This is a genomic window from Streptomyces sp. S465, from assembly GCF_026898115.1.
GTDB classification, from domain to species: Bacteria; Actinomycetota; Actinomycetes; order Streptomycetales; family Streptomycetaceae; genus Streptomyces; species Streptomyces luomodiensis.
Genome location: NZ_CP114036.1, coordinates 3,416,206 through 3,441,643 on the forward strand (window position 1 = coordinate 3,416,206; position 25,438 = coordinate 3,441,643).

At 73.3% G+C, this 25,438-nt stretch carries 2 protein-coding genes; both read right to left on the reverse strand.

Annotated elements, in window-relative coordinates; translation table 11 throughout:
* Positions 1–139: 139 nt before the first annotated feature.
* Positions 140–5,104, reverse strand: a complete 4,965-nt coding sequence (locus N6H00_RS14540) for a type I polyketide synthase (RefSeq protein ID WP_443073213.1) — start codon at positions 5,102–5,104, stop codon at positions 140–142.
* Between the two features lie 100 nt (positions 5,105–5,204).
* Positions 5,205–25,415, reverse strand: coding sequence for a type I polyketide synthase (locus tag N6H00_RS14545; protein WP_443072950.1), 20,211 nt, complete (start codon positions 25,413–25,415; stop codon positions 5,205–5,207).
* Between the last annotated feature and the right edge of the window lie 23 nt (positions 25,416–25,438).

The window sequence follows — 25,438 nt, forward strand, 5'->3', positions numbered from 1 at the left end:
CACGCCAACCCCTAACTGCCCCCTATGACCCCCTGGGGATCCAAGGAGGTATAGGGGGCAGCCGGTATTTCACAACTCTATTGAAGGGTAGGGAAAATCCTGTCCGATATCGAGAACGACGTCAATAGCGGAATTCCCGTCACGCCCTTCCGAGACCCTTGTTGATGAATGCGAAGAGCTCCTCGTCACTGGCCGACTGGAGCTCATCGGCGCCGACCGTCTCCTTCGCCGGTCCTTCCGACGGCGCCGCCGCGGGCTCGGCGGTGACCGCCGTACCGTCCGACTCGTCCCACTTGGCCAGCAACGACCGCAGCCGCATGGTGATCCGGGCCCGGGTGATGTTGTCGGGCGCGCTGCCGGTGAGCGTGGTCTCCAGCTTGTCCAGCTCCTCCAGCAGCGCGGCGCCGCCGGCCGCCTCGTCGGGCGCGATTTCGGCCCGCAGATAGGCGGCCACCGCGGCCGGCGTCGGGTGGTCGAAGACCAGGGACGGGGGCAGCTTCAGCCCGCTCGCGGCGCCCAGCCGGTTACGGAGTTCGACCGCGGTCAGTGAGTCGAATCCCAGGTCCTTGAAGGCCCGGCCCGCCTCGATCGCCTCGGCGCCGGAGTGACCCAGTACGGCGGCCACCGCACTGCGCACCAGATCGAGCAGCACCCGCTCCCGCTCGGTCTCGGGCAGCCCCGCGAGCTGTCCCGCCAGTGCCGCCCCGGCGGCGGCGTCCTCGGCCGCGTCGGCCCGCATTTCCTCGATGACCTCGCGGGCCTCGGGCAGGTCGTGCAGCAGCGGGCGCGGCCGGTCGGCGGTGAAGGCGAGGGTGAAGCGCCGCCAGTCCATGTCGATGACGGTCAGCGCGGTCTCGTCGCGGTCCAGTGCGTGCTGGAGCGTGGCCGTGGCCGGTTCGGGCGCCATCTCGTTGATGCCGTGGCGGCGCATCCGGTCACCGACGGCGCCGTCCACCGTGGTGCCGTCGCCCCACGGGCCGAAGGTCAGCGTGGTGGCGGGCAGCCCGTCGGCACGGCGCTGCTCGGCGAAGGCGTGCAGGAAGGCGTTGCCGGGCGCCTGGTTGCCCTGCCCGGGGGCGCCGAAGGTGGCGGAGAAGTGCGAGCACAGCACGAACGCGGTCAGGTCCAGGTCCCGGGTGAGCTCGTGGAGGTGGCGCGTGGCGTCCACCTTCAGCCGCAGCACCCGCTCGACCTGATCCGGGGTCAGGCCCTCGATCACCCCGTCCTCGATGACCGCGGCGGAGTGCACGACGGCCGTCAGCGGCTGGTCGGCCGGGATGGCCGCGAGGGTATCGGCGAGCGCCGCGCGGTCGGTCACATCGCATGCGGCGAGGGTGACCTTGGCGCCCAGCCCGGTCAGCTCGGCCGCCAGCTCGACCGCCCCGGGGGCGTCCGCGCCCCGGCGGCTCGCCAGCACCAGGTGGTCGGCGCCGTTGCGGGCCAGCCACCGGGCGATCTGCCCGCCGAGCCGTCCCGTACCGCCGGTGACCAGCGTGGTGCCGGTGGGCTGCCAGGCCCGTACGGCGGGCGTGGCGGCCAGCGGGGCGCGCACCAGGCGGGGCCCGTAGACGCCCGCGGCGCGGATCGCCGCCTGGTCGTCGTCGCCGTCGGACGCCAGGAGGCCCACCAGCCGGGCCAGGGAGCGCTCGTCGGGCGCCTCGGGCAGGTCGATCAGACCGCCCCAGCGCTCCAGGTGCTCCAGCGCGGCCACTCGGCCCAGACCCCAGACGAGCGCCTGCTCGGGGGAGGCCGGCCGGTCCGAGCCGCCGACGGAGACCGCGCCGCGCGTCAGGCACCACAGCGGCGCGTCGATCCCGGCGTCGCCGAGGGCCTGGATCAGCGCGAGCTGGGCGGCCGTTCCGGCGGGCAGGGAGGCGTGTCCGGGGTGTGCGCCCGCGGCCGGGGCCAGCAGCGAGACCACCCCGGCGAACGAGGCGCCGTCGCTCTCGGCGAGCGCGGTGCGCAGCCGCTCGGCCAGCTCCTCCCGGCCGTACGTCGCGGTGTCCACGGCGATCCGCCGCACGTCGGCGCCGCGTTCGGCGAGCACCCCGGCCACGGCGTCCGTCCAGGTGTCCTCGGTGGCCGGCTCTTCCCCGGTGGCCGGCGCGACGACGAGCCAGCCGCCGGACAGCCGCGCGGACCGCTCCTCGGCGAGCGGCTTCCAGGTGACGCGGTAGCGCCAGCCGTCCACGACGGACTGCTCACGGGTCTGCTTGCGCCAGGACGCCAGGGCGGGCAGGACGGCGCTCATCGGCTGGTCGCTCATCGGCTGATCGCCGGCCACGGTCAGCTCGGCGGCCAGCGTCTGCCAGTCCTCGGCCTCCACCGCGGCCCAGAACTTCGCCTCTACGGCGTCGTGCCGGGTCTCCCCCGCCGCCCGCGCGGGCGCGGCCTCGGGCCAGTAGCGCTGCTGTTGGAAGGCGTAGGTGGGCAGGCCGATACGGCGCGCGCCGGTGCCGTCGAACACCGCCTCCCAGTCCACCGCCACACCGCGCGTCCACGCCTCGCCGACGGAGGCCCAGAACCGGTCCAAACCTCCCTCGTCACGCCGCAGCGAACCGATCGCGGCCGCCTCCATACCGGCGTCCTCGGCGGTCTCCTGCACACCCATCGTCAACACCGGATGCGCACTGGACTCGATGAACACACCGAACCCCTCGTCCAGCAACCGCCGGACCGCGCCCTCCAGCTCCACCGTGCGCCGCAGATTGGTGAACCAGTACTCGGCGCCCAGCTCCGGACCCTCGACCCACTCCCCCGTCACCGTCGACAGGAACGGCACCTCAGCGGCCTTCGGCTGCACCGGCGCCAGCAGCTCCAGCAACTCCTCCCGGAGCAACTCCACCTGCGCCGAGTGCGAGGCGTAGTCCACCGGCACCCGACGCGCCCGCACCTCATCCGCCTCACACGCGGCGACCAGCTCGTCCAGCGCGGTCGGCTCACCCGACACCACCACCGACGACGGCCCATTGACAGCGGCGACCGAGATCCGCTCCTCACCCCACGGCGCGATCCGCTCCCGCACCTGCGCCACCGGAAGCGCCACCGACACCATGCCGCCCTTACCCGCCAGCACCCGGCCAATAGCCTGGCTGCGCAGCGCCACCACACGCGCCGCGTCCTTCAAGGACAGGATGCCTGCCACGCACGCCGCCGCGATCTCACCCTGCGAGTGACCGATCACCGCCGCCGGGACCACCCCCAGCGAACGCCACAGCTCCGCCAGCGACACCATCACCGCGAACAACACCGGCTGGACCACATCCACCCGCTCCAGCGACGGCGCACCCTCCGCACCCCGCAGCACATCCACCAACGACCAGTCGGTGAACTCCCCCAACGCGGCCGCACACTCCTCGATCCGCGCCGCGAAAACGGGCGAGGCGTCCATCAGCCCCACGCCCATCCGCACCCACTGCGACCCCTGCCCCGGGAACACGAACGCCGTCTGACCGGCCACCACGGCGCCCCGCTCCACACCGGCGGCCATGCCGCCGTCCGCGAGGGCGGTCAGCCCGGCCATCAGTTCCTCGCGGTCCCGGCCCTGGACCACGCCGCGGTGGTCCAGCGCGGAGCGGGTGGTGGCCAGCGAGAAGCCGATGTCCACCGGGCGCAGCGCGGGTTCGTCGTGGAGCCGGTCCAGCAGCCTACGGGCCTGGGCGCGCAGCGCCACCTCGCTCTTGCCGGAGAGCATCCACGGCAGCACACCCGGCTGCTTGGACACCAGTTCCACGGGCTCCGGCTCCTCGGCGGGGGCCTGCTCGATGATGGTGTGCGCGTTGGTGCCGCTGAAACCGAACGAGGACACCGCCGCCCGGCGCGGACGGCCGGTCTCCGGCCACGGCGTGGCCGACCTCACCAGTGCCACCTTCCCGGCCGACCAGTCGATGTGCGGGGACGGCTCGGCGATGTGCAGCGACTCGGGCACCACCCCGTGCTCCATCGCCAGCACCATCTTCATCACCCCGGCGATGCCCGCGGCGCCCTGGGTGTGGCCGATGTTGGACTTCACCGACCCCAGCAGCAGGGGCAGTTCCTCGGGCCGGTCCTGGCCGTAGGTGGCGAGCAGCGCCTGCGCCTCGATCGGGTCGCCCAGCGACGTCCCCGTGCCATGCGCCTCGACGACATCCACATCGCTCGCGGACAGCCGGGCGTTGGCCAGCGCCTGCTGGATCACGCGCTGCTGGGACGGCCCGTTCGGCGCCGTCAGACCATTGCTCGCACCGTCCTGGTTGACGGCCGAGCCGCGCACCACGGCCAGCACCTTGTGGCCGTTGCGGCGGGCGTCCGAGAGCCGCTCCAGCAGCAGGACGCCCACGCCCTCGGCCGGTCCGAAGCCGTCCGCGTCCGCCGAGAACGCCTTGCAGCGGCCGTCCTTGGACAGTCCGCGCTGACGGCTGAACTCGATGAACAGACCGGGGGTGGACATCACATGGACGCCGCCCGCCAGCGCGAGCGAGCATTCGCCCAGCCGCAGCGACTGGACGGCCAGGTGCAGCGCCACCAGCGACGCCGAGCAGGCGGTGTCGACGGTGACCGCCGGGCCCTCCAGGCCGAAGGTGTAGGAGAGCCGGCCGGAGACGACGCTGGCGGCGTTGCCGGTGCCGAGGTGTCCGCCGAAGTCGTCCTCGGCGTCGAGCGCCACCGTCAGATAGTCGGACGCGTTCATGCCCGCGAAGACACCGGTCCGGCTGCCGCGCAGGCTGGCCGGGTCGATCCCGGCCCGCTCGAACGCCTCCCAGGACGTCTCCAGCAGCAGCCGCTGCTGCGGGTCCATCGCCACCGCCTCACGCGGCGAGATCCCGAAGAACGCCGCGTCGAAGCGGGTGGCGTCGTCGAGGAATCCGCCCTCGCGGGTGTAGGTGGTGTCCGGGGTGTCCGGGTCCGGGTCGAACAGGTTCTGGAGGTCCCAGCCGCGGTCGGCCGGGAACTCCGTCTGCGCCTCGCCACCGGAGGCCATGAGCTGCCACAGCTCCTCGGGGCCGCGGACACCGCCGGGGAAGCGGCAGCTCATGCCCACGATCGCGATCGGCTCATGGGCCTGGTCGTCGACTTCCTTCAGCCGCCGGTGGGCGGCGGTGAGATCGGTGGTGACCTTCTTCAGATATTCGCGGAGCTTGGCTTCGTTCGCAGTCGCCATGGACGTTCACCTATTCGCAATGCTCTGGATCGTCGGGAGGTTCGGATGGGGGTGCCGCCGCGCTTCAGCCGTTGCCGAACCTCTTGTCGATGAAGTCGAAGAGTTCGTCGTCACTGACCTCTTCGAACGTGTCCGCCCCGGCATCCGCCCCGGCGTCGTCCGCGGTGCGACGCACATCGTTCCACTTCGCCAGCAGCGTCTGCAGGCGCACCGCGATGTTCGCATGCGCGGCCTCGTCCTCCGCCATCGACGCCAGATCGTCCGGTGTCAGCGAGGACAGGCTGTTCTCCAGCCGCTCCAGCTCCTCCAGTACGGGCGCTCCGGTGCCGTCGGCCTCCGGCGCCACTTCCTGGCGCAGATGGCGGGCGAGCGCCACCGGTGTCGGGTAGTCGTAGACCAGCGTCGCCGCCAGCCGCAGCCCGGTGGCCGCGTTCAGGCGATTCCGCAGTTCCACGGCGGTCAGCGAGTCGAAACCCAACTCCTTGAACGCCTGCTCGGCGCCCACCTGCTCCTTCGACGCGTAGCCGAGGACGGCGGCCACCTGACGCCGGACCAGGTCCAGCACGGTCCGCTGCCGCTGGGCCTCCGACTGCCGCGCCAGCTGCTGGGCCAGGGTGCCCTCCCCGGTCTCCGACACGGCCTCGGGGGCGGCGGGACCGCTGGTCGCGGCGCGGCGCACGGGAGTGCGCACCAGTCCGCGGTAGAGCGGCAGCAACTGCCCCGTGGCGGCGGCGCCGCGCAGCGTCGCCATCTCCAGCCGTACGGGCACCAGCACCGCCTCGTCCGGCACGGCGTGCGCCGCGTCGAACAGGGCGAGCCCCTCCTCGGCGGACAGCGGCAGCACCCCACCGCGCGCCACTCGCTTGTGGTCGGCCGCGCCGAGCCGCCCGCCCATGCCGCGCTCCTCGGCCCACATGCCCCACACCAGGGACAGCGCGGTACGGCCGGTGGCGCGGCGGTGTCCGGCGAGGGCATCCAGGAAGACGTTCGCCGCGGCGTAACCGCCCTGGCCCGCTCCGCCCAGCGTGCCGGCCGCGGCCGAGAAGAGCACGAAGGCGGAGAGGTCCAGATCCCGGGTCAGCTCATGCAGATGGACCGCCGCGTCGACCTTGGGCCGCAGCACGGTGTCCACGCGCTCCGGCGTCTGCATGTCGATGACGCCGTCGTCGAGGACGCCCGCGGTGTGCACCACGGCCGTCAGCGGACGGTCGGCGGGAATCGCCGCCAGCAGCCTGGCCAGCGCCTCCCGGTCGGCCGCGTCGCAGGCGGCGACGGTGGCCTCGGCGCCCAGCTCGGCGAGGTCCGCGACCAGTTCGGCCATGCCGTCGGCGGCGGGGCCGCTACGGCTGGTCAGCAACAGGTGGCGGGCGCCGTGCGCGGTGACCAGATGGCGGGCGAACAGCCTGCCCAGACCACCGGTGGCGCCGGTGATCAGCACGGTTCCGTCCGGGTCGACGGCCTTCCGGACCGGCTCGCCCGCCTCGGTCCTGGCCAGACGTGGCGCGTACACCGCCCCGGCGCGCAGCGCCAGCTCGGGCTCGTCCGTCTCCAGGGCCGCCGCGATCGCCGGGTAGGACACCTCGCCGTCCACGTCGAGCAGGACGAACTGGCCGGGGTTCTCCCGCTGCGCGGACCGCAGCAGACCCCACACCGGGGCGTTCACCAGGTCCGCCACCGCCGGGTCACCGGCCGCGGCGACCGCGCCGCGGGTGACCACCACCAGCCGGGCGGAGCCGGGCCGCCCGCCGTTCAGCCACTCCTGGACCAGGCCCAGGGCGCGGTGGGTGGCCGTGTGCGCACCGGCGACAAGGCCGCCTTCCGCGGTGCCCGGCTCGGGCGGGAACGGCACCAGCACGGTGTCCGGCGCGGGCCCGCCCGCCTCGACCGCCGCGTTCAGCGAGCGGAGGTCGTCGTGGACCGTGACGCCGAACCCGGTCGTCTCCAGGGCCACACTCAGCTTGAGTTCATCGCCGCCGACGACGGCGAATCCGGCCGGCCCGGCCTCCGCGGGCGCCACCACCGGCGTCCAGTCGATCCGGAACAGCGAACCGTGCCGGTCGGACGTGGCCGCACCGGCGATCCGGTCCACCTCCAGCGCCTCGGTGACCAGCGCGTCCACCGAGGCGACAAGCGCACCCGCCTCGTCGGCCGCCACCATCGATACCGCGCCGTCCCCGGCCGGTGCCAGCCGTACGCGCAGCGCCTCGGCGCCGACCGCGTACAGGCTCACCCCGCGCCAGGACCTCGCCGTCGTGGCACCCTCCGCACCCAGCGCGAGCGGCTGGAGCGCACCGTCCAGCAGGGCCGGGTGCAGGGCGAAGCGGGCGGCGTCGGGCCGCCGCTCCTCCGCCAGGCGGACCTCCGCGAACAGCTCCTCGCCACGCCGCCAGACGCGGCGCAGGCTCTGGAACGCCGGGCCGTGCAGCAGCCCGGCGCGCGCCATCTCCGCGTACAGCACGTCGGTCTCCACGGCTTCCGCGTCGGCGGGCGGCCAGACGGACAGCGGCTCGGCGCCGGCACCCGCCGGGACCTCGCCCGAGGCGAGCACACCGGCCGCGTGCCGCGTCCACGGCCGGTCCGCCTCCGAACGCTCCGGACGCGAGTACACGGCGAGCGGACGACGGCCGTCCTTGTCCGGCTCACCGACCGACACCCGCAGCCGCACCCCGCCGCGCTCCGGCAGGATCAGCGGCTGGTCCAGGGTCAGCTCCGCCAGTACCGCACAGCCCACATGGTCCCCGGCGCGCACCGCCAGCTCCACGAACGCGGAATCGGGCAGTACGGCCGTGTCCGCGACCGTGCGGTCCGCCAGCCACGCGTGCGAGGCGAGCGACAGCCGCCCGGAGAAGACGTACGCGTCCGCGTCGGGCAGTTCCACCGCCGCGCCCAGCAGCGGATGACCGGCCGAGCCGAGCCCCACCGAAGCGACCTCGTCCAGGTTGAGCAGGGCATCGGCCCAGTAGCGGCTGCGCTGGAAGGCGTACGTCGGCAGCGCGGTCTTCCGCGCCCCCGTACCGGCGAAGAACGCCTCCCAGTCCGGGACCGGGCCGCGGACGTACAGCCGGGCGAGGGCGCCGGTCACCGCCTCGGCCTCCGGCCTGCCCTGACGCAGCGCGGGCAGCAGCTCCGCCACGTCGGGCTCGGCAAGGCAGTCCTGGGCCATGGCGGTGAGGACACCGTCGGGGCCCAGCTCGACAAAGGTGGTGACACCTCGGGCTTCGAGGGTGCGGACACCGTCGAGGAAGCGGACCGCCTCGCGGACGTGGCGCACCCAGAAGCCGGGGCTGGTGATCTCCTCGGCGGAGACGACGTCTCCGGTGAGGTTGGAGACGATCGGGACGCGCGGGGCCTCGTACGTCAGCCCCTCGGCCACCTCACGGAAGGCGTCCAGCATCCCGTCCATACGGGGCGAGTGGAACGCGTGGCTGACCGTGAGCCGCTTGGTCTTACGGCCCTGGGCCTCGAAGCCCGCCGCGATCTCCAGCGCCGCGTCCTCATCACCCGCGATGACGACGGAGCTGGGCCCGTTCAGCGCGGCGATCGAGACACGCTCGGTCAGCAGCGGCGCCACCTCGTCCTCCGACGCCTGCACCGCGACCATCGCGCCACCCGCCGGAAGCTCCTGCATCAACCGGCCACGCGCCGCCACCAACGTGCACGCGTCGGCGAGGGACAGCACACCCGCCACATGCGCGGCGGCCAGCTCACCGATCGAATGACCGGACAGGAAATCGGGCCGCAGCCCCCACGCCTCCACCAGCCGGAACAGCGCCACCTCGACCGCGAACAGCGCGGGCTGAGTGAACTCCGTCCGGTCCAGTACCGCCGCGTCATCCCCGAAGAGCACATCCCGCAGCGGCCGCTCCAGATGCGCGTCCAGATGGGCGCACACCTCGTCCAGCGCGTCCGCGAACACCGGGAAGGCGTCGTACAGCTCACGCCCCATCCCCAGCCGCTGACTCCCCTGCCCCGTGAACAGGAACGCCACCTTGCCACCGGCCGTCACCGAGCCCTGGACCAGGCCCGGCACCTCGGACTCACCGCGGGCCAGCGCCGCGAGGCCGGCCAGCGGCCCTTCGCCGCCGTCCGCGATGAGCACGGCCCGGTGGTCCAGGGCGGCGCGGGTCGTGGCGAGCGAGTACGCCACATCGGTGGCGGCCGGCTCGGCGTTGTCGCCGAGATGGGCCAGAAGCCGCCCGGCCTGAGCGCGCACAGCCGCCTCGGACTTGCCGGACAGCACCCAGGGCACCGTCGGCAGCTGCACCACCGGACCGGCGCCGGCAGGGCGCGGCTCCGGCTCCTCGTGGGCCGGGGCCTGCTCGATGATGGTGTGGGCGTTGGTGCCGCTGATACCGAACGAGGACACCGCCGCCCGGCGCGGACGGCCGGTCTCCGGCCACTCCCGCGCCTCGGTCAACAGCGCGACCGCGCCCGACGACCAGTCCACGTGCGGAGTGGGCTCATCGACGTTGAGCGTCCGCGGCAGCACACCGTGACGCAGCGCCAGCACCATCTTCATCACACCCGCCACACCCGCCGCGGCCTGCGTGTGCCCGATATTGGACTTGATGGAGCCGAGCCACAACGGCCGGTCCGCCTCGCGCTCCTGGCCGTAGGTGGCCAGCAGCGCCTGCGCCTCGATCGGGTCGCCCAGCGTCGTCCCCGTGCCATGCGCCTCGACCGCGTCCACCTCGGACGGGGACAGACCCGCACCCGCCAGCGCCTGCCGGATCACCCGCTGCTGCGACGGACCGTTCGGCGCGGTCAGACCATTGGACGCACCGTCCTGATTGATCGCGGATCCACGCACCACCGCCAGCACCTCATGGCCGTTGCGCCGGGCATCCGACAGCCGCTCCACCAGCAGCATGCCCACACCCTCGCCCCAGCCCGTGCCATCCGCACCCGCCGCGAACGCCTTGATCCGCCCGTCCGCCGCGAGACCGCGCTGCCGGCTGAAGTCCACGAACGCACCCGGCGTCGACATCACCGTCACACCACCGGCCAGCGCCAACGAGCACTCACCCGCCCGCAACGCCTGCATCGCCCAGTGCAACGCCACCAGCGACGACGAACACGCCGTGTCCACCGTCACCGCCGGACCCTCAAGACCCAGCGCGTACGCCACCCGGCCGGACATCACACTGGCCGCGTTACCCGTCCCCAGGAACCCGTCGCCGCCGTCCGGCGTGTTGAGGACGAGCGACATGTAGTCCTGGCCGTTGGTGCCCGCGAACACGCCGACCTGCTGGCCGCGCAGCGTGGTCGGGTCGATCCCGGCCCGCTCGAACGCCTCCCAGGACGTCTCCAGCAGCAGCCGCTGCTGCGGGTCCATCGCCACCGCCTCACGCGGCGAGATCCCGAAGAACGCCGCGTCGAAGTCCCCGGCGTCGGAGAGGAATGCGCCCTCGCTCACATAGCTGGTGTGCACGGAGGCGGAGTCCGGGTCGTAGAGCGACTCCAGGTCCCAGCCGCGGTCGGCCGGGAAGCCCGTCACCGCGTCCTGGCCGGACACCAGCAGCCGCCACAGCTCCTCGGGCGACCGCACCCCACCCGGGAACCGGCAGCTCATGCCCACGATCGCGATCGGATCGTCGGCCACGGCCACGCCCATGGACGAGGCACCGCCCATCGCCTCGGCCGCGCTCTCCTCGCCCAGGATCTCGGTACGGAGATGGGCGGCGAGCGCCGAGGACGAGGGGTAGTCGTACACCAGGGTCGGCGGCAGCCGCAGCCCGGTCACGGTGTTCAGCCGGTTGCGCAGCTCCACGGCGGTCAGCGAATCGAAGCCCAGCTCCCGGAACGCCCGGTCGGCCTCCACCGCCTCCGCGTCGGAGTGGCCGAGCACAGCGGCCACGGCGGAGCGCACCAGGTCCAGCAGTATCCGCTCGCGCTCCGCCGCCGGGGCCTCCCCGAGCCGCCGGGCCAGCGCGGACTCGTCGGCGCCGCCACCGGTCGTGGCCGCCCGGCGGCCCTCGGCCTCCAGCGCCGTACGCACCTCGGGCAGCTCCAGCAGCAGCGGGCTCGGCCGGGAAGCGGTGAAGCCCGGGGCCAGCCGCTCCCAGTCGATGTCCGCGACCGTCACCGCGGTCTCGTCCAGGTCCAGGGCGCGCTGGAGCGCGGCGATGGCCAGGTCCGCCGCCATCGGCGGCACACCGGAGCGGCGCATGCGCTGCTCCAGCGCGTCGTCCGCGGCCATCCCGCCCTCGGCCCACGGGCCCCAGGCCACCGAGGTGGCGGGCAGGCCCTCGGCCCGGCGCCGCTCGGCGAGCGCGTCCAGGAAGGCGTTGGCGGCGGCGTAGTTGGCCTGGCCCGCGGCGCCGACCGAGCCCGCGAACGAGGAGAACAGGACGAAGGCCGTCAGGTCCAGGTCCCGGGTCAGCTCGTGCAGATTGGCCGCGGCGTCGGCCTTGGCGCGCAGCACGGAGGCGAAACGCTCAGGGGTCAGCGACTCCAGGACGCCGTCGTCCAGCACCCCGGCCGCGTGGACGACCGCCGTCAGCGGCAGTCCGGCCGGAAGCCCTGCGATCAGCGCGGCCAGCGCCTCACGGTCGGCGGCGTCGCAGGCCGCGACGGTGACCCGGGCGCCCGAGGCGGCGAGTTCGTCCCGCAGCCCGGCCGCACCGGGGGCGTCGAGGCCCCGGCGGCTGGTGAGCACCACATGCTCGGCACCCTTGTCGATCAGCCAGCGCGCCACATGCGCACCCAACACGCCCGTCCCGCCGGTCACCAGCACCGAACCGGCACCCGGCCGCCAGTCGCGGCCGTGCGAGGACCCGGCGGCCCGGGTCAGCCGGCGCCCGAAGACACCGGTGGCGCGTACCGCCACCTGGTCCTCGCCGCCGCCCCCGGCCAGCACACCCACCAGCCGCGACAGCGCCCGGTCGTCCACCGTCTCCGGCAGGTCGACCAGACCGCCCCACCGCTCGGCCAGCTCCAAGGCGGCGACCCGGCCCAGGCCCCAGACCCGTGCCTGCCACGGGTCCACCGGGCCGTCGGACCGGCCGGTGGAGACCGCGCCACGCGTGGCCACCCACAGCGGCCCGGCCACGCCCAGGTCGCCCAGCGCCTGCGCCAGGGCGGCCGTACGGACCAGTCCGTCGGCGCCCTCGACGCCCCCGGCGCCCCCGGCGAGGGACGGCAGCGCGAACACACCGGCCACCGGCGCGTCGGCGACGGCCTCGCCCAGCCGCTCGGCCATGCCCGTACGGTCCTCGGCGGTCAGCTCGACCCGCTGAACCTCGGCGCCGCGCGCGGACAGCGTCCGTATCACCCCCTCGGCCAGCGGGCCGTCCACCCCGCCGTCCACCGCGTCGGCCGGGGCGACGACCAGCCAGCGGCCGGTCGGCGTCGCCTCGGCGCGGACGGCCACCGGCTTCCAGGCCACCTGGTAGCGCCAGGCGTCCACGGTGGAGCGCTCGCCCTGGCGGCGGCGCCACGAGGACAGCATCGGCAGGACGGCGCCCAGCGAGGAGAGCGCGCCGTCGTCCTCGGACTGGAGCGTCCCGGCGAGGGCCTCCAGGTCCTCGCGCTCCACGGCCTCCCAGAACCGGGCGTCCACGGAATCCCTCGCCGCGACGGCCGCGCGGACCTCTTCCGGGTCCTCCACCCAGAAGCGCTGCCGCTGGAAGGCGTAGGTCGGCAGCTCGACCCCACGGGCCCCCGTCCCGGCGAAGAACGACCGCCAGTCCAGGGCGAGCCCCCGGGTGTGCAGCGCGGCGAGGGCGGCCGTCAGCGAGTCCGGCTCGGTGCGTCCCTTGCGGAGCGCCGGGACGAAGGCCGCGGCGTCGCCGGACACGCACTCCTGGGCCATCGCGGTGAGCACACCGTCGGGGCCCAACTCCACGAAGGTGGTGGCACCTTGGGCTTCGAGAGCGCGGACGCCGTCGAAGAAGCGGACCGCTTCCCGGACGTGACGCACCCAGAAGCCGGGGGTCGTGATCTCCTCGGCGGAGACGACATCGCCGGTCAGGTTGGACACGATGGGGATGCGCGGGGCCTCGTAGGTGAGCCCCTCGGCCACCTCACGGAACGCCTCCAGCATCCCGTCCATACGAGGCGAGTGGAACGCGTGGCTGACCGTGAGCCGCTTGGTCTTACGGCCCTGGGCCTCGAAGCCCGCCGCGATCTCCAGCGCCGCGTCCTCATCACCCGCGATGACCACGGAGGCCGGACCGTTGACGGCGGCGATGCTCACCCGCTCGGTCAGCAGCGGCGCCACCTCGTCCTCGGACGCCTGCACCGCGACCATCGCGCCACCCGCCGGAAGCTCCTGCATCAGACGCCCACGAGCCGCCACCAACGTGCACGCGTCGGCGAGGGACAGCACACCCGCCACATGCGCCGCCGCCAGCTCACCGATCGAATGCCCGGACAGGAAATCGGGCCGCAGACCCCACGCCTCCACCAGCCGGAACAGCGCCACCTCGACCGCGAACAGCGCGGGCTGGGTGAACCCGGTCCGGTCCAGCGCCTCGGCGTCGTCCCCGAACAGCACCGTCTTCAGCGGCCGTGCCAGATGCGCGTCCAGCGCGTCGCACACCGCGTCCAGCGCCTCCGCGAACACCGGGTAGGCGTCGTACAGCTCACGCCCCATCCCCAGCCGCTGGCTGCCCTGCCCCGTGAACAGGAACGCCACCTTGCCCTCGGCCACCGAGCCCTGAACGAGCCCGGCCGCCGACTCGCCACGCACCAGCGCTTCCAGAGCGGACAGCAGTCCGGCGCGGTCCTCGCCGACGGCCACCGCGCGCCGCTCCAGCGCCGCCCGGCCCGTCGCCAGCGTGTAGCCGACGTCCGTGGTGTCCAGCTCGGGGTGGGTGCCGAGATGGGCCAGGAGCCGCTCGGCCTGGCCGCGCAGGGCGGCCTCGGACGTGCCCGAGAGCACCCACGGCACCGCCGGCAGCTCCGTCGCCGGGCCGGCGACGGCGGTCTCCTCGGGGGCCGGGGGCTGCTCCAGGACGATGTGCGCGTTCGTACCGCTCACGCCGAAGGACGAGACGCCCGCCCGGCGCGGCCGGCCGAGCTCCGGCCACGGCCGGGCCTCGGTCAGCAGCTCGATGTCGCCCGCCGACCAGTCGACGTGCGGGGTGGGCTCGTCGATGTGCAGTGTCCGCGGCAGCACACCGTGGCGCATCGCCATGATCATCTTGATGACGGCCGCGACACCGGCGGCGGCCTGGGTGTGGCCGATGTTGGACTTGATGGAGCCCAGCCACAGCGGCCGGTCCTCGGGACGGTTCTGGCCGTAGGTGGCCAGCAGCGCCTGCGCCTCGATCGGGTCGCCCAGCTTCGTCCCCGTACCGTGCGCCTCCACCACGTCGACGTCCGCGGTGGTCAACCGGGCGTTGGCCAACGCCTGCCGGATGACGCGCTGCTGGGACGGGCCGTTCGGCGCGGTCAGGCCGTTGCTGGCGCCGTCCTGGTTGATGGCGGTGCCCCGGACGACCGCCAGCACCCGGTGCCCGTTCTTCCGTGCGTCCGACAGCCGCTCCACGAGCAGCATGCCCGCGCCCTCGGCCCAGCCCGTACCGTCCGCCGAGGCCGCGAAGGACTTGCAGCGGCCGCTGGTCGACAGACCCCCCTGGCGGCTGAAGTCGATGAAGGTGTCCGGGGTGGCCATGACGGTGACGCCACCGGCCAGGGCGAGCGAGCACTCGCCGTTGCGCAGCGCCTGTGCGGCCAGATGCAGAGCCACCAGCGACGAGGAGCAGGCGGTGTCGATGGTGACCGCGGGACCTTCGAACCCGAAGGTGTAGGCGATCCGGCCGGAGACGACACTGCCCGCGGAGCCGGTGCCCAGATAGCCTTCGAGCCCCTCGGGGACGGCGTTCAGGCGCGACAGATAGTCGTGGTACATGACGCCGGCGAAGACACCGGTCCTGCTGCCGCGCACCGCCGCCGGGTCGATCCCGGCCCGCTCGAGCGCCTCCCACGACGTCTCCAGCAGCAGCCGCTGCTGCGGGTCCATGGCGAGCGCCTCACGCGGCGAGATCCCGAAGAACGCCGCGTCGAAGTCCGCCGCGTCGTGGAGAAAACCGCCCTGGCTCGTGGAGCTGGTGCCCGCCTTGCCGGGGTCGTCGCTCCGCAGCCCGTCCAGGTCCCAGCCACGGTCGGCCGGGAAGTCGGAGACGGCGTCCACGGAGTCCATGACGAGTTGCCACAGCTCCTCGGGGGTGCTGACCCCGCCCGGGTAGCGGCAGCTCATCCCCACGATGGCGATCGCGTCGTCGTCGGCGACGGCCACGGTCGGCGCGGGGGCCGCCGTGCCCTCGTCCGCCTGATCGCCCACCAGCTCGGTCCGCAGATGGCGGGCGAGGACCGCCGGGTCCGGGTAGTCGAAGACCAGGGTGGCGGGCAACCGCAGACCGGTCACCGTGTTGAGGTGATTACGCAGCTCGACCGCCGTCAGCGAATCGAAGCCCAACTCCTTGAACGCCCGCCCGGATCCGATGGCCTCCGGGCCCGCGTACCCGAGCACCGTCGCCACCTGCCCACGGACCAGATCCAGCAGCAGCCGCTCCTGTTCCGGCCCCGACAGCCCCGAGAGCCGCCGCGTCAGATCCGGCTCGCCCGCCCCGGCGGCGGCATCCACCGCACGCCGCCCCGGTACCCGCACCAGACCGCGCAGCAGCGGCGAGATGGCACCCGCCGCGGCCTGCGTGCGCAAGCCCGCGAGGTCCACGCGCATCGGCACCAGGGACGCCTCGCCCATGGACAGCGCGGTGTCGAACAGTGCCAGGCCCTCCGCCACGGGCAGCGGGGGGAGTCCGGCCCGCCGCATACGGGCGATATCGGCCTCGTCGAGCGTGTCGCCCATACCGCCACCGGCCCACAGGCCCCACGCCAGGGAGGTGGCGGGCAGGCCATGTGCCGCACGGTGCCGCGCCAGCGCGTCCAGGAAGGCGTTGGCGGCGGCGTAGTTGGCCTGTCCCGGGCTGCCGAACACCCCGGCCACCGACGAGAACAGCACGAATGCCGTCAGGTCCAGGTCCTGGGTCAGCTCATGCAGATTCCAGGCCGCGTCCACCTTCGGGCGCAGCACCCCCGCCAGCCGCTCCGGTGTCAGCGAACCGATCACCCCGTCGTCCAGCACACCGGCGGTGTGCACGACGGCCGTCAGCGGATGCTCGGCGGGAACGGCGGCGAGGGTCGCGGCCAGGGCGTCCCGGTCCGCCACATCACACGCCGCCCAGGCCACCTCCGCACCCGAACCGGCCAGCTCAGCGGTCAGCTCGGCGGCGCCGGGCGCTGCCTCGCCACGGCGGCTCACCAGCAGCAGACGCCGTACACCGTGCTCGGCCACCAGACGCCGGGCGAACAGGCCGCCCAGCGAGCCGCCGGCACCGGTGACCAGCACCGTGCCGTCCGGACTCCATCGCGGGGCGCGGCTGTCGGCCACGGACGTGGCGCGGGCGAGCCGCGGAGTCTTGAGGACACCCTGCCGTATCGCGATGTCGGGCTCGCCGCTCTCCAGCGCCGCGGGCAGCGCGGCGAGCGATTCCTGACGGCCATCGACGTCGATCAGGACGAAGCGGTCCGGGTTCTCGGACTGCGCGGTACGCAGCAGACCCCGCACCGCAGCGCCCGCCAGGTCCGCCACCGGCTCACCGGCCCCGGCGGCCAGCGCCCCCGAGGTCAGCACCGCCAGCCGCGCGTCCGCGAGCCGCTCGTCGTCCAGCCATGCCTGCACCAGCGCCAGCGCCTCGGCGGCGGCCTGGTGCGCGGCGCCGGCCACGTCCTCGCCGCCCCGTGCGGACGGCGACGCCAGCACGACCCGCGGTACGGCCGCACCGGACTCGATCGCCGCGGTCAACTCCGCGAGATCCGCGTACGCCGCGACATCGGTGCCCACGCCTGCCGCGCCACGCGTGAGGTCGCCGGAGCCCAGCACCGCCCACCGACCGCGGTCATCGGTACCGGCCACACCCGCGAGTTCGGTCCACTCCAGGCGGAACAGCGACTCGTGGTACTCCGTACGCGCACTCCGCACCTGCTCGGCGGAGACCGGGCGCAGCCTCAACGCCTCCACCAGGGCGACCGGCACCCCAGCCGTATCCGCGATCTCCAGCCGGACGCCTTCGGTGCCCGCGGGGGCCAGGCGCACCCGCAGCGCCGAAGCACCACTCGCGTACAGCGACACCCCGCGCCACGCGAACGGCAGCCGCCCTTCCCCACCGGTATTGCCCAGCCCCTCGAGCCCCACGGCATGCAGAGCGGAATCCAGCAACGCCGGGTGCAGACCGTACCGGCCCGCCTCCTCCACCGCGTCCTCGGGCAGCGTCACCTCGGCGAAGATCTCACCACCGCGCCGCCACGCCCTGCGCAACCCCTGGAACACCGGCCCATACGCGAAACCGATATCCCACAAGCCCTCATAGCGGCCGTCGAGATCCAGCTCGACCGCGTCCGCCGGAGGCCACGCGCTCCACTCGAAGGACGCCTCCGGCCGGCCACCGGACGACAGCACACCACTGGCATGCCGAGTCCACGGCTCCTCGGCCGGCAGACCCTCCGGACGGGAGTGCAACGACAACGACCGCCGGCCCGCGTCGTCGGCGGCGCCGACGACGAGCCGCACCTGCACACCCCCCTGCTCGGGCAGGGCCAAGGGCACTTCCAGCGTCAGCTCTTCCAGATGGTCACACCCCACCTGGTCACCGGCCCGGACCGCCAACTCCACAAGAGCCGTGCCCGGCAGCAGAACCGTGTCCAAGATGGTGTGCTCCGCCAACCACGGATGGGTGGACAGCGCCAGCCGGCCGGTGAACAGCGTCCCGTCCACGTCCGGCAGCTCAGCCGTCGCCCCCAGCAGCGGGTGCCCCGCCTCGCCCAGGCCCACGGCGGCCACATCACCCAAGAACAGCGACGACACCCGCGGCCAGTACCGGCGGCGCTGGAACGCGTAGGTCGGCAGCTCGACCCGCGTCGCGCCACTACCGGCGTAGAACGCGTTCCAGTCCACCGCCACACCGCGCACATGCGCCCGCGCGACCGCCACCGTCAACGACTCGGCCTCGGAACGATCCCCCCGCAGCACCGGCACAAAAGAAACCCCGGCCCCCGCGACACACTCCTCCCCCATGGCCGCGAGCACACCATCCGGACCCAGCTCCAGGAACGTCGTCACATTCTGAGCCTCGAGCGTGCGCACACCATCGAAGAACCGCACGGCCTCACGGACATGCCGCACCCAGAAACCGGGGCTGGTGACCTCCTCAGCGGAAACCAGCTCGCCCGTCAGGTTCGACACGATGGGGATACGCGGGGCCTCGTACGTCAGCCCCTCGGCCACCTCACGGAACGCCTCCAGCATCCCGTCCATCCGCGGCGAGTGGAACGCATGGCTGACGGTGAGCCGCTTGGTCTTACGACCCTGCGCCTCGAACGACTCGGCGATCTCCAGAGCCGCGTCCTCATCACCCGCGATGACCACCGACGTCGGCCCGTTGACGGCCGCGATGCTCACCCGCTCGGTCAGCAGCGGCGCCACCTCGTCCTCCGACGCCTGGACGGCGACCATCGCGCCACCCGCCGGAAGCTCCTGCATCAACCGCCCACGAGCCGCCACCAACGTGCACGCGTCGGCGAGCGAGAGCACACCCGCCACATGCGCCGCCGCCAGCTCACCGATCGAATGACCCGAGAGGAAGTCGGGCCGCAGCCCCCACGCCTCCACCAGCCGGAACAGCGCCACCTCCACCGCGAACAACGCGGGCTGGGTGAACCCCGTCCGATCCAGCGCCTCGGCGTCATCACCGAACAGCACATCCCGCAACGGACGCTCCAGATGGGCGTCCAGATGCGCACACACCTCATCCAGCGCGTCCGCGAACACCGGATACGCCTCATACAGCTCACGGCCCATCCCCAGCCGCTGGCTCCCCTGCCCCGTGAACAGGAACGCCACCCGGCCGCCGGTCACCGACCCCTGAACCGTCCCGGCGGCGGCACGCCCCTCCGCGAGCGCCTCCAACCCGGCCAGCAACCCGTCCCGGTCCTCCGCGACCACCGCCGCCCGCTCCTCGAGCGCCGACCGGCCGACAGCCAGGGAGAAGCCGAGATCCACCAACCGGACGTCGTTCTCCCGCACGAGGTGGTCGCGCAGCCGCCCGGCCTGCGCCCGCAGCCCCTCCACCGTCTTGCCCGAGAGGACCATCGGCAGCGCACCGCCCGCCGGGCCCCCCTCCTCCCCGGCCGCTGGCCCGGCCGACTCCACCTCGACCACCGGCGCCTGCTCCAGCACCGCATGGGCGTTGGTACCGCTGAAGCCGAACGAGGAGACGCCCGCACGACGCGGCTGACCGGTCTCCGGCCACGGCCGGGCCTCGGTCAGCAACTCGATGTCGCCCGCCGACCAGTCGACATGCGGGGTCGGCTCATCCACATGCAACGTCCGCGGCAGCACACCGTGCCGCATCGCCAGCACGATCTTCATCACACCGGCAACACCCGCGGCCGCCTGTGTATGGCCGAGGTTCGACTTCACCGACCCCAGCCACAACGGCCGGTCCTCGGGACGGCCCTGGCCGTAGGTGGCCAGCAGCGCCTGCGCCTCGATCGGGTCACCCAGCGCCGTACCCGTGCCGTGGGCCTCCACCACGTCCACGTCGGCGGCCGACAGACCCGCGTTCGTCAGCGCCTGCCGGATCACCCGCTGCTGCGACGGGCCGTTCGGCGCCGTCAGACCGTTCGACGCGCCGTCCTGGTTCACCGCCGTACCGCGCACCACCGCCAGTACCGGGTGGCCGTTGCGCTGGGCGTCCGACAGCCGCTCCACCAGCAGCATGCCCACACCCTCGCCCCAGCCCGTGCCGTCCGCGCCCGCCGCGAACGCCTTGACCCGGCCGTCCCGCGCGAGCCCCCGCTGACGGCTGAACTCGACGAACGCGCCAGGGGTGGACATCACGGTCACACCGCCGGCCAGCGCCATCGAGCACTCACCGGCCCGCAGCGCCTGGACGGCCGTGTGCAGGGCGACCAACGAGGAGGAGCAGGCGGTGTCGATGGTGAGGGCCGGGCCCTCCAGACCGAAGGTGTACGCCAGCCGGCCCGAGATCACACTGGCCGCGTTGCCCGTACCCACATGGCCGTCGATGCCGTCCTGCTCACCGCCCAACAGCACCGACAGATAGTCCTGGCCATTGGTGCCGACGAAGACACCGGCCGTCGCGCCACGCAGCGTCGCCGGGTCGATCCCGGCCCGCTCGAACGCCTCCCAGGACGTCTCCAGCAGCAGCCGCTGCTGCGGGTCCATGGCGAGCGCCTCACGCGGCGAGATCCCGAAGAACGCCGCGTCGAACTCCGCCGCGTCGTCGAGGAACCCGCCGTCACGAGCGTACGAGGTGCCCGGCTGGTCGGGGTCCGGGTCGTACAGCGCCTCCAGGTCCCAGCCCCGGTCCGTGGGCATACCCGAGACCGCGTCCGTACCGGCCATGAGCAGCTGCCACAGCTCCTCGGGAGTCCGCACGCCCCCCGGGAACCGGCAGCTCATCGCCACGATCGCGATCGGCTCGTCATCGGCCACCACGGTCCCGGCCACGGCGGGGCCGTCGGCGCCGGCCACCTGTCCGCCGAGAAGCTCGGTGAACAGATGATCGGCAAGGGCGATCGGCGTCGGGTAGTCGTAGATGAGCGTGGCAGGAAGCCGCAGATCAGTGACCGCGTTCAGACCGTTCCGCAGCTCCACCGCGGTCAGCGAATCAAAACCGATCTCCCGGAACGCCCGTTCAGCGCTGACCTCCGCCACATCGGCATGGCCCAGCACACCCGCGACATGCGTACGCACCAGATCCAGCAGCGCACGCTTCCGCTCCGCTTCGGGCAGTCCGAGCAGCCGCTCGGTCAGCGCGGAAGCCGACTCGGCACCGCCCTCACCACGCCCGCCGGAATCCCGTCCGCCGGCGTCCCGCACGGGCGCCAGCTCGGTCAGCAACGGACTCGGCCGGACAGCGGTGAACGTCGACAGGAACAGCTCCCAGTCGACATCCGCCACCGTCACGACGGCCTCCGGGCCGGACAGCGCCCGCTGGAGAGCGACCAGGTTCAGATCCGGCGCCATCGCCCGCAGGCCACGGCGGCGCAGCTGCTCCTCGGCGTCGCCCTCGGCGGCCATACCACCCTCCGCCCACGGGCCCCAGGCCACGGCGGTCGCGGGCAGGCCGCGCGCCCGGCGCCGCTCGGCCAGCGCGTCCAGGAACGCGTTACCCGCGGAGTACGCGCCCTGGAAGCCGCTGCCCCAGATACCGGCGATGGAGGAGAAGAGGATGAAGGCGTCCAGGGGGTCGGACGACTCGTCGAAGATGCTGTCGAGGTGGATCGCCCCGGCCGTCTTCGCCCGCACGATACGGGCGAATTCCGACAGGTCCCCGTCGGTGCCGGGCTCCTGGGAGACACCGGCCGCGTGCACCACGGCCCGCACCGGCGCACCGCTCGCCGCAAGCCTCTCCACCAGCGCCTCAAGCGCCTCACGGTCGGCCACATCGCACGCCTCGACGTCCACGGCGGTACCGGACCCGGACAGCTCGGCCACGATCTCGGCCGCCCCCGGGGCCTCGGGGCCACGGCGGCTGAGCAACACCAGCCGCTCCGCGCCGTTCCGTGCCAGCCAGCGGGCCACATGCTGCCCCAACGCGCCCGTACCGCCGGTCACCAGCACCGTGCCACGCGGCGTCCACGGCTCGACGGGGGCCGCGTCCCGCGGAGCCCGCACCACACGCCGTACGAAAACCCCGGCGGCGCGGATCGCCACCTGGTCCTCGCCGCTCACCCCCGTCAGCACACCCGCGAGCCGGTCCAGCGCACGTCCGTCCAGCGACTCCGGCAGATCGACCAGACCGCCCCACCGCTCCGGCCACCCCAGCCCCGCGGCCCGGCCGAAGCCCCAGAGCTGCGCCTGCGTCACGCTGTCGAGCCGGTCCGCACCACCGGTCGAGACCGCACCCCGGGTCACACACCACATCCGCGCCGAGGCATAGCCGTCCCGCTGTTCCAGCGCTTCGGCCAGCGCACCGGTCAGCGCCAGGCCGACCGGCACCGCCGGATGCTCCGGATGCGGCCGCTCATCCAGCCCCAGGAACGACAGGACACCGGCCACCGGACCATCGGCCGCCGCCGACGCGAGCCGTCCGGCGAGCGGTTCCGGATCGGCGTCGGCCGCGTCCAGCTCGGCCCGCACCACCCGCACCCCGCGCCGCACCAGGTCATCCGCCACCGCGGCAACCCAGGGATCGTCCGCACGACCGGCCGGAACGGCCAGCAACCAGGTACCCGTCAGAGCGGCCGTCCCCGACGGACCGCCTCCCGAACGGGTCTGGGGCCGCCAGACGACGTGGTAGAGACGACCGCCGACCGTGGCCACATCCTGCTGCTCACGACGCCACGACGACAGGGCGGGCAGCACCGCGCTCAGCGGCTGATCGCCCTCGACCCGCAGTTCACCGGCGAGCGCCTCCCAGTCCCCGCGTTCCACCGCCTCCCAGAAGCGCCCCTCGACCACGTTGACGGCCGGGGCTCCCGACGCCGCTGCCTCCGGAGGGGCTTCAAGCCAGTACCGGCGGCGCTGGAACGCGTAGGTCGGCAGCTCGACCCGCGTCGCGCCACTACCGGCATAGAACGCGTTCCAGTCCACCGCCACACCGCGCACATGCGCCCGCGCGACCGCCACCGTCAACGACTCGGCCTCGGAACGATCCCCCCGCAGCACCGGCACAAAAGAAACCCCGGCCCCCGCGACACACTCCTCCCCCATGGCCGCGAGCACACCATCCGGACCCAGCTCCAGGAACGTCGTCACATTCTGAGCCTCGAGCGTGCGCACACCATCGAAGAACCGCACGGCCTCACGGACATGCCGCACCCAGAAACCGGGGCTGGTGACCTCCTCAGCAGAGATGAGGGTGCCGGTCAGGTTGGACACGATGGGGATACGCGGGGCCTCGTACGACAGCCCCTGCGCCACCTCACGGAACGCCTCCAGCATCCCGTCCATCCGCGGCGAGTGGAACGCGTGGCTGACCGTGAGCCGCTTGGTCTTACGACCCTGCGCCTCGAACGACGCGGCGATCTCCAGAGCCGCGTCCTCATCACCCGCGATGACCACAGAGGTGGGCCCGTTGACGGCCGCGATGCTCACCCGCTCGGTCAGCAGCGGCGCCACCTCGTCCTCCGACGCCTGGACGGCGACCATCGCGCCACCCGCCGGAAGCTCCTGCATCAACCGCCCACGAGCCGCCACCAACGTGCACGCGTCGGCGAGCGAAAGCACACCCGCCACATGCGCCGCCGCCAGCTCACCGATCGAATGACCCGACAGGAAATCGGGCCGCAGCCCCCACGCCTCCACCAGCCGGAACAGCGCCACCTCCACCGCGAACAGCGCGGGCTGGGTGAACCCCGTCCGGTCCAGCGCCTCGGCGTCATCACCGAACAGCACACTCTTCAACGGCCGTTCGAGATGCGGGTCCAGCTCCGCGCACACCGCGTCCAGCGCCTCCGCGAACACCGGATACGCCTCATACAGCTCACGCCCCATCCCCAGCCGCTGGCTCCCCTGCCCCGTGAACAGGAAGGCGAGCTTTCCGGTCACCGGCGAGCCCTGGACCAGGCCCGGCACCGTCTGTCCGGCGGCCAGGGCTTCCAGCCGGGCCAGGAAACCGTCCCGGTCGCTCGCGACGATCACCGTGCGGTGGTCGAACGCCGCCCGGGTCGTGGCCAGCGAGTAGGCGATGTCGAGGACGCCGGGCACGGTGGCCCCGTCCTCGGGGTTCCGCAGGAAGGTGAGCAGCCGTTCGGCCTGGGCGCGTGTCGCCTCGCCGCCGCGCCCCGACAGCACCCACGGCAGGACGGGGGCCACCGCGGCGGGTTCGGTCCGCTCCGCCACCGGTTCGGCCTCCGGCGCCTGCTCGATGATCGTGTGGACATTGGTCCCGCTCACGCCGAACGACGAGACGCCCGCACGACGCGGCTGACCGGTCTCCGGCCACGGCCGGGCCTCGGTCAGCAGCGACACCTCACCCGCCGACCAGTCGACATGCGGGGTCGGCTCGTCCACATGCAGCGTCTTCGGCAGCACACCGTGCCGCATCGCCATGACCATCTTGATGACGCCGCCGATACCGGCCACGTTCTGGGTGTGGCCGATGTTCGACTTCAGGGAGCCGAGCCACAGCGGCCGCCCCTCCGGCCGGTCCTGGCCGTACGTGGCGATGAGCGCCTGGGCCTCGATCGGGTCGCCCAGCATCGTCCCGGTGCCGTGCGCCTCCACCGCGTCCACATCGGCGGGGGTGAGGCGGGCGTTCTCCAGGGCCTGGCGGATGACGCGCCGCTGGGAGGGGCCGTTCGGCGCGGTCAGGCCGTTGCTCGCACCGTCCTGGTTGACGGCCGAGCCGCGCACCACCGCCAGCACCGGGTGGCCGTTGCGCCGCGCGTCGGACAGCCGCTCCACCAGCAGCACGCCGACACCCTCGGACCAGCCGGTGCCGTCCGCCGACGCCGCGAAGGACTTGCACCGGCCGTCGGCGGACAGCCCGCGCTGCCGGCTGAACTCCACGAACACGTCCGGGGAGGACAGCACGGTCACGCCCGCCGCCAGCGCGAGCGAGCATTCGCTCTGCCGCAGCGCCTGGACCGCCAGATGCAGCGCGACCGAGGAGGACGAGCAGGCGGTGTCGATGGTGGCCGCCGGGCCCTCCAGACCGAAGGTGTACGAGAGCCGCCCGGACGCGACGCTGGAGGCGGTGCCGGTCAGCAGATGGCCCTCGACGCCCTCCGGCAGGTCGTACCCACCGGCCCCGTAGGCCTGCGTGGAGGCTCCGACGAACACACCGGTGCGCGAGCCCCGCATGGTCGCCGGGTCGATCCCGGCCCGCTCGAACGCCTCCCAGGATGTCTCCAGCAGCAGCCGCTGCTGCGGGTCCATGGCGAGCGCCTCACGCGGCGAGATGCCGAAGAATCCCGGGTCGAACTGGTCCGCGTCGTACAGGAAGCCGCCCCCGCGGGCGTAGAACGTGCCCTGCCGCTCCGGGTCCGGGTCGTACAGCGCGTCGAGGTCCCAGCCACGGTCGGCGGGGAACCCCGAGATGGCGTCCTGGCCGCCCGCGACGAGCTGCCACAGCTCCTCCGGCGACCGTACGCCGCCGGGGAACCGGCAGCTCATGCCGATGATGGCGATCGGTTCCCGGGACGCGTCGGTGAGCTGCTGGTTCTGCCGACGCAGCCGCTCGGTTTCCTTCAGCGAGGCCCGCAGCGCATCAACGAGTTTGTCGTTGGGGGTTGTCATCGTGTACTCCGTGCTTCGGGTCC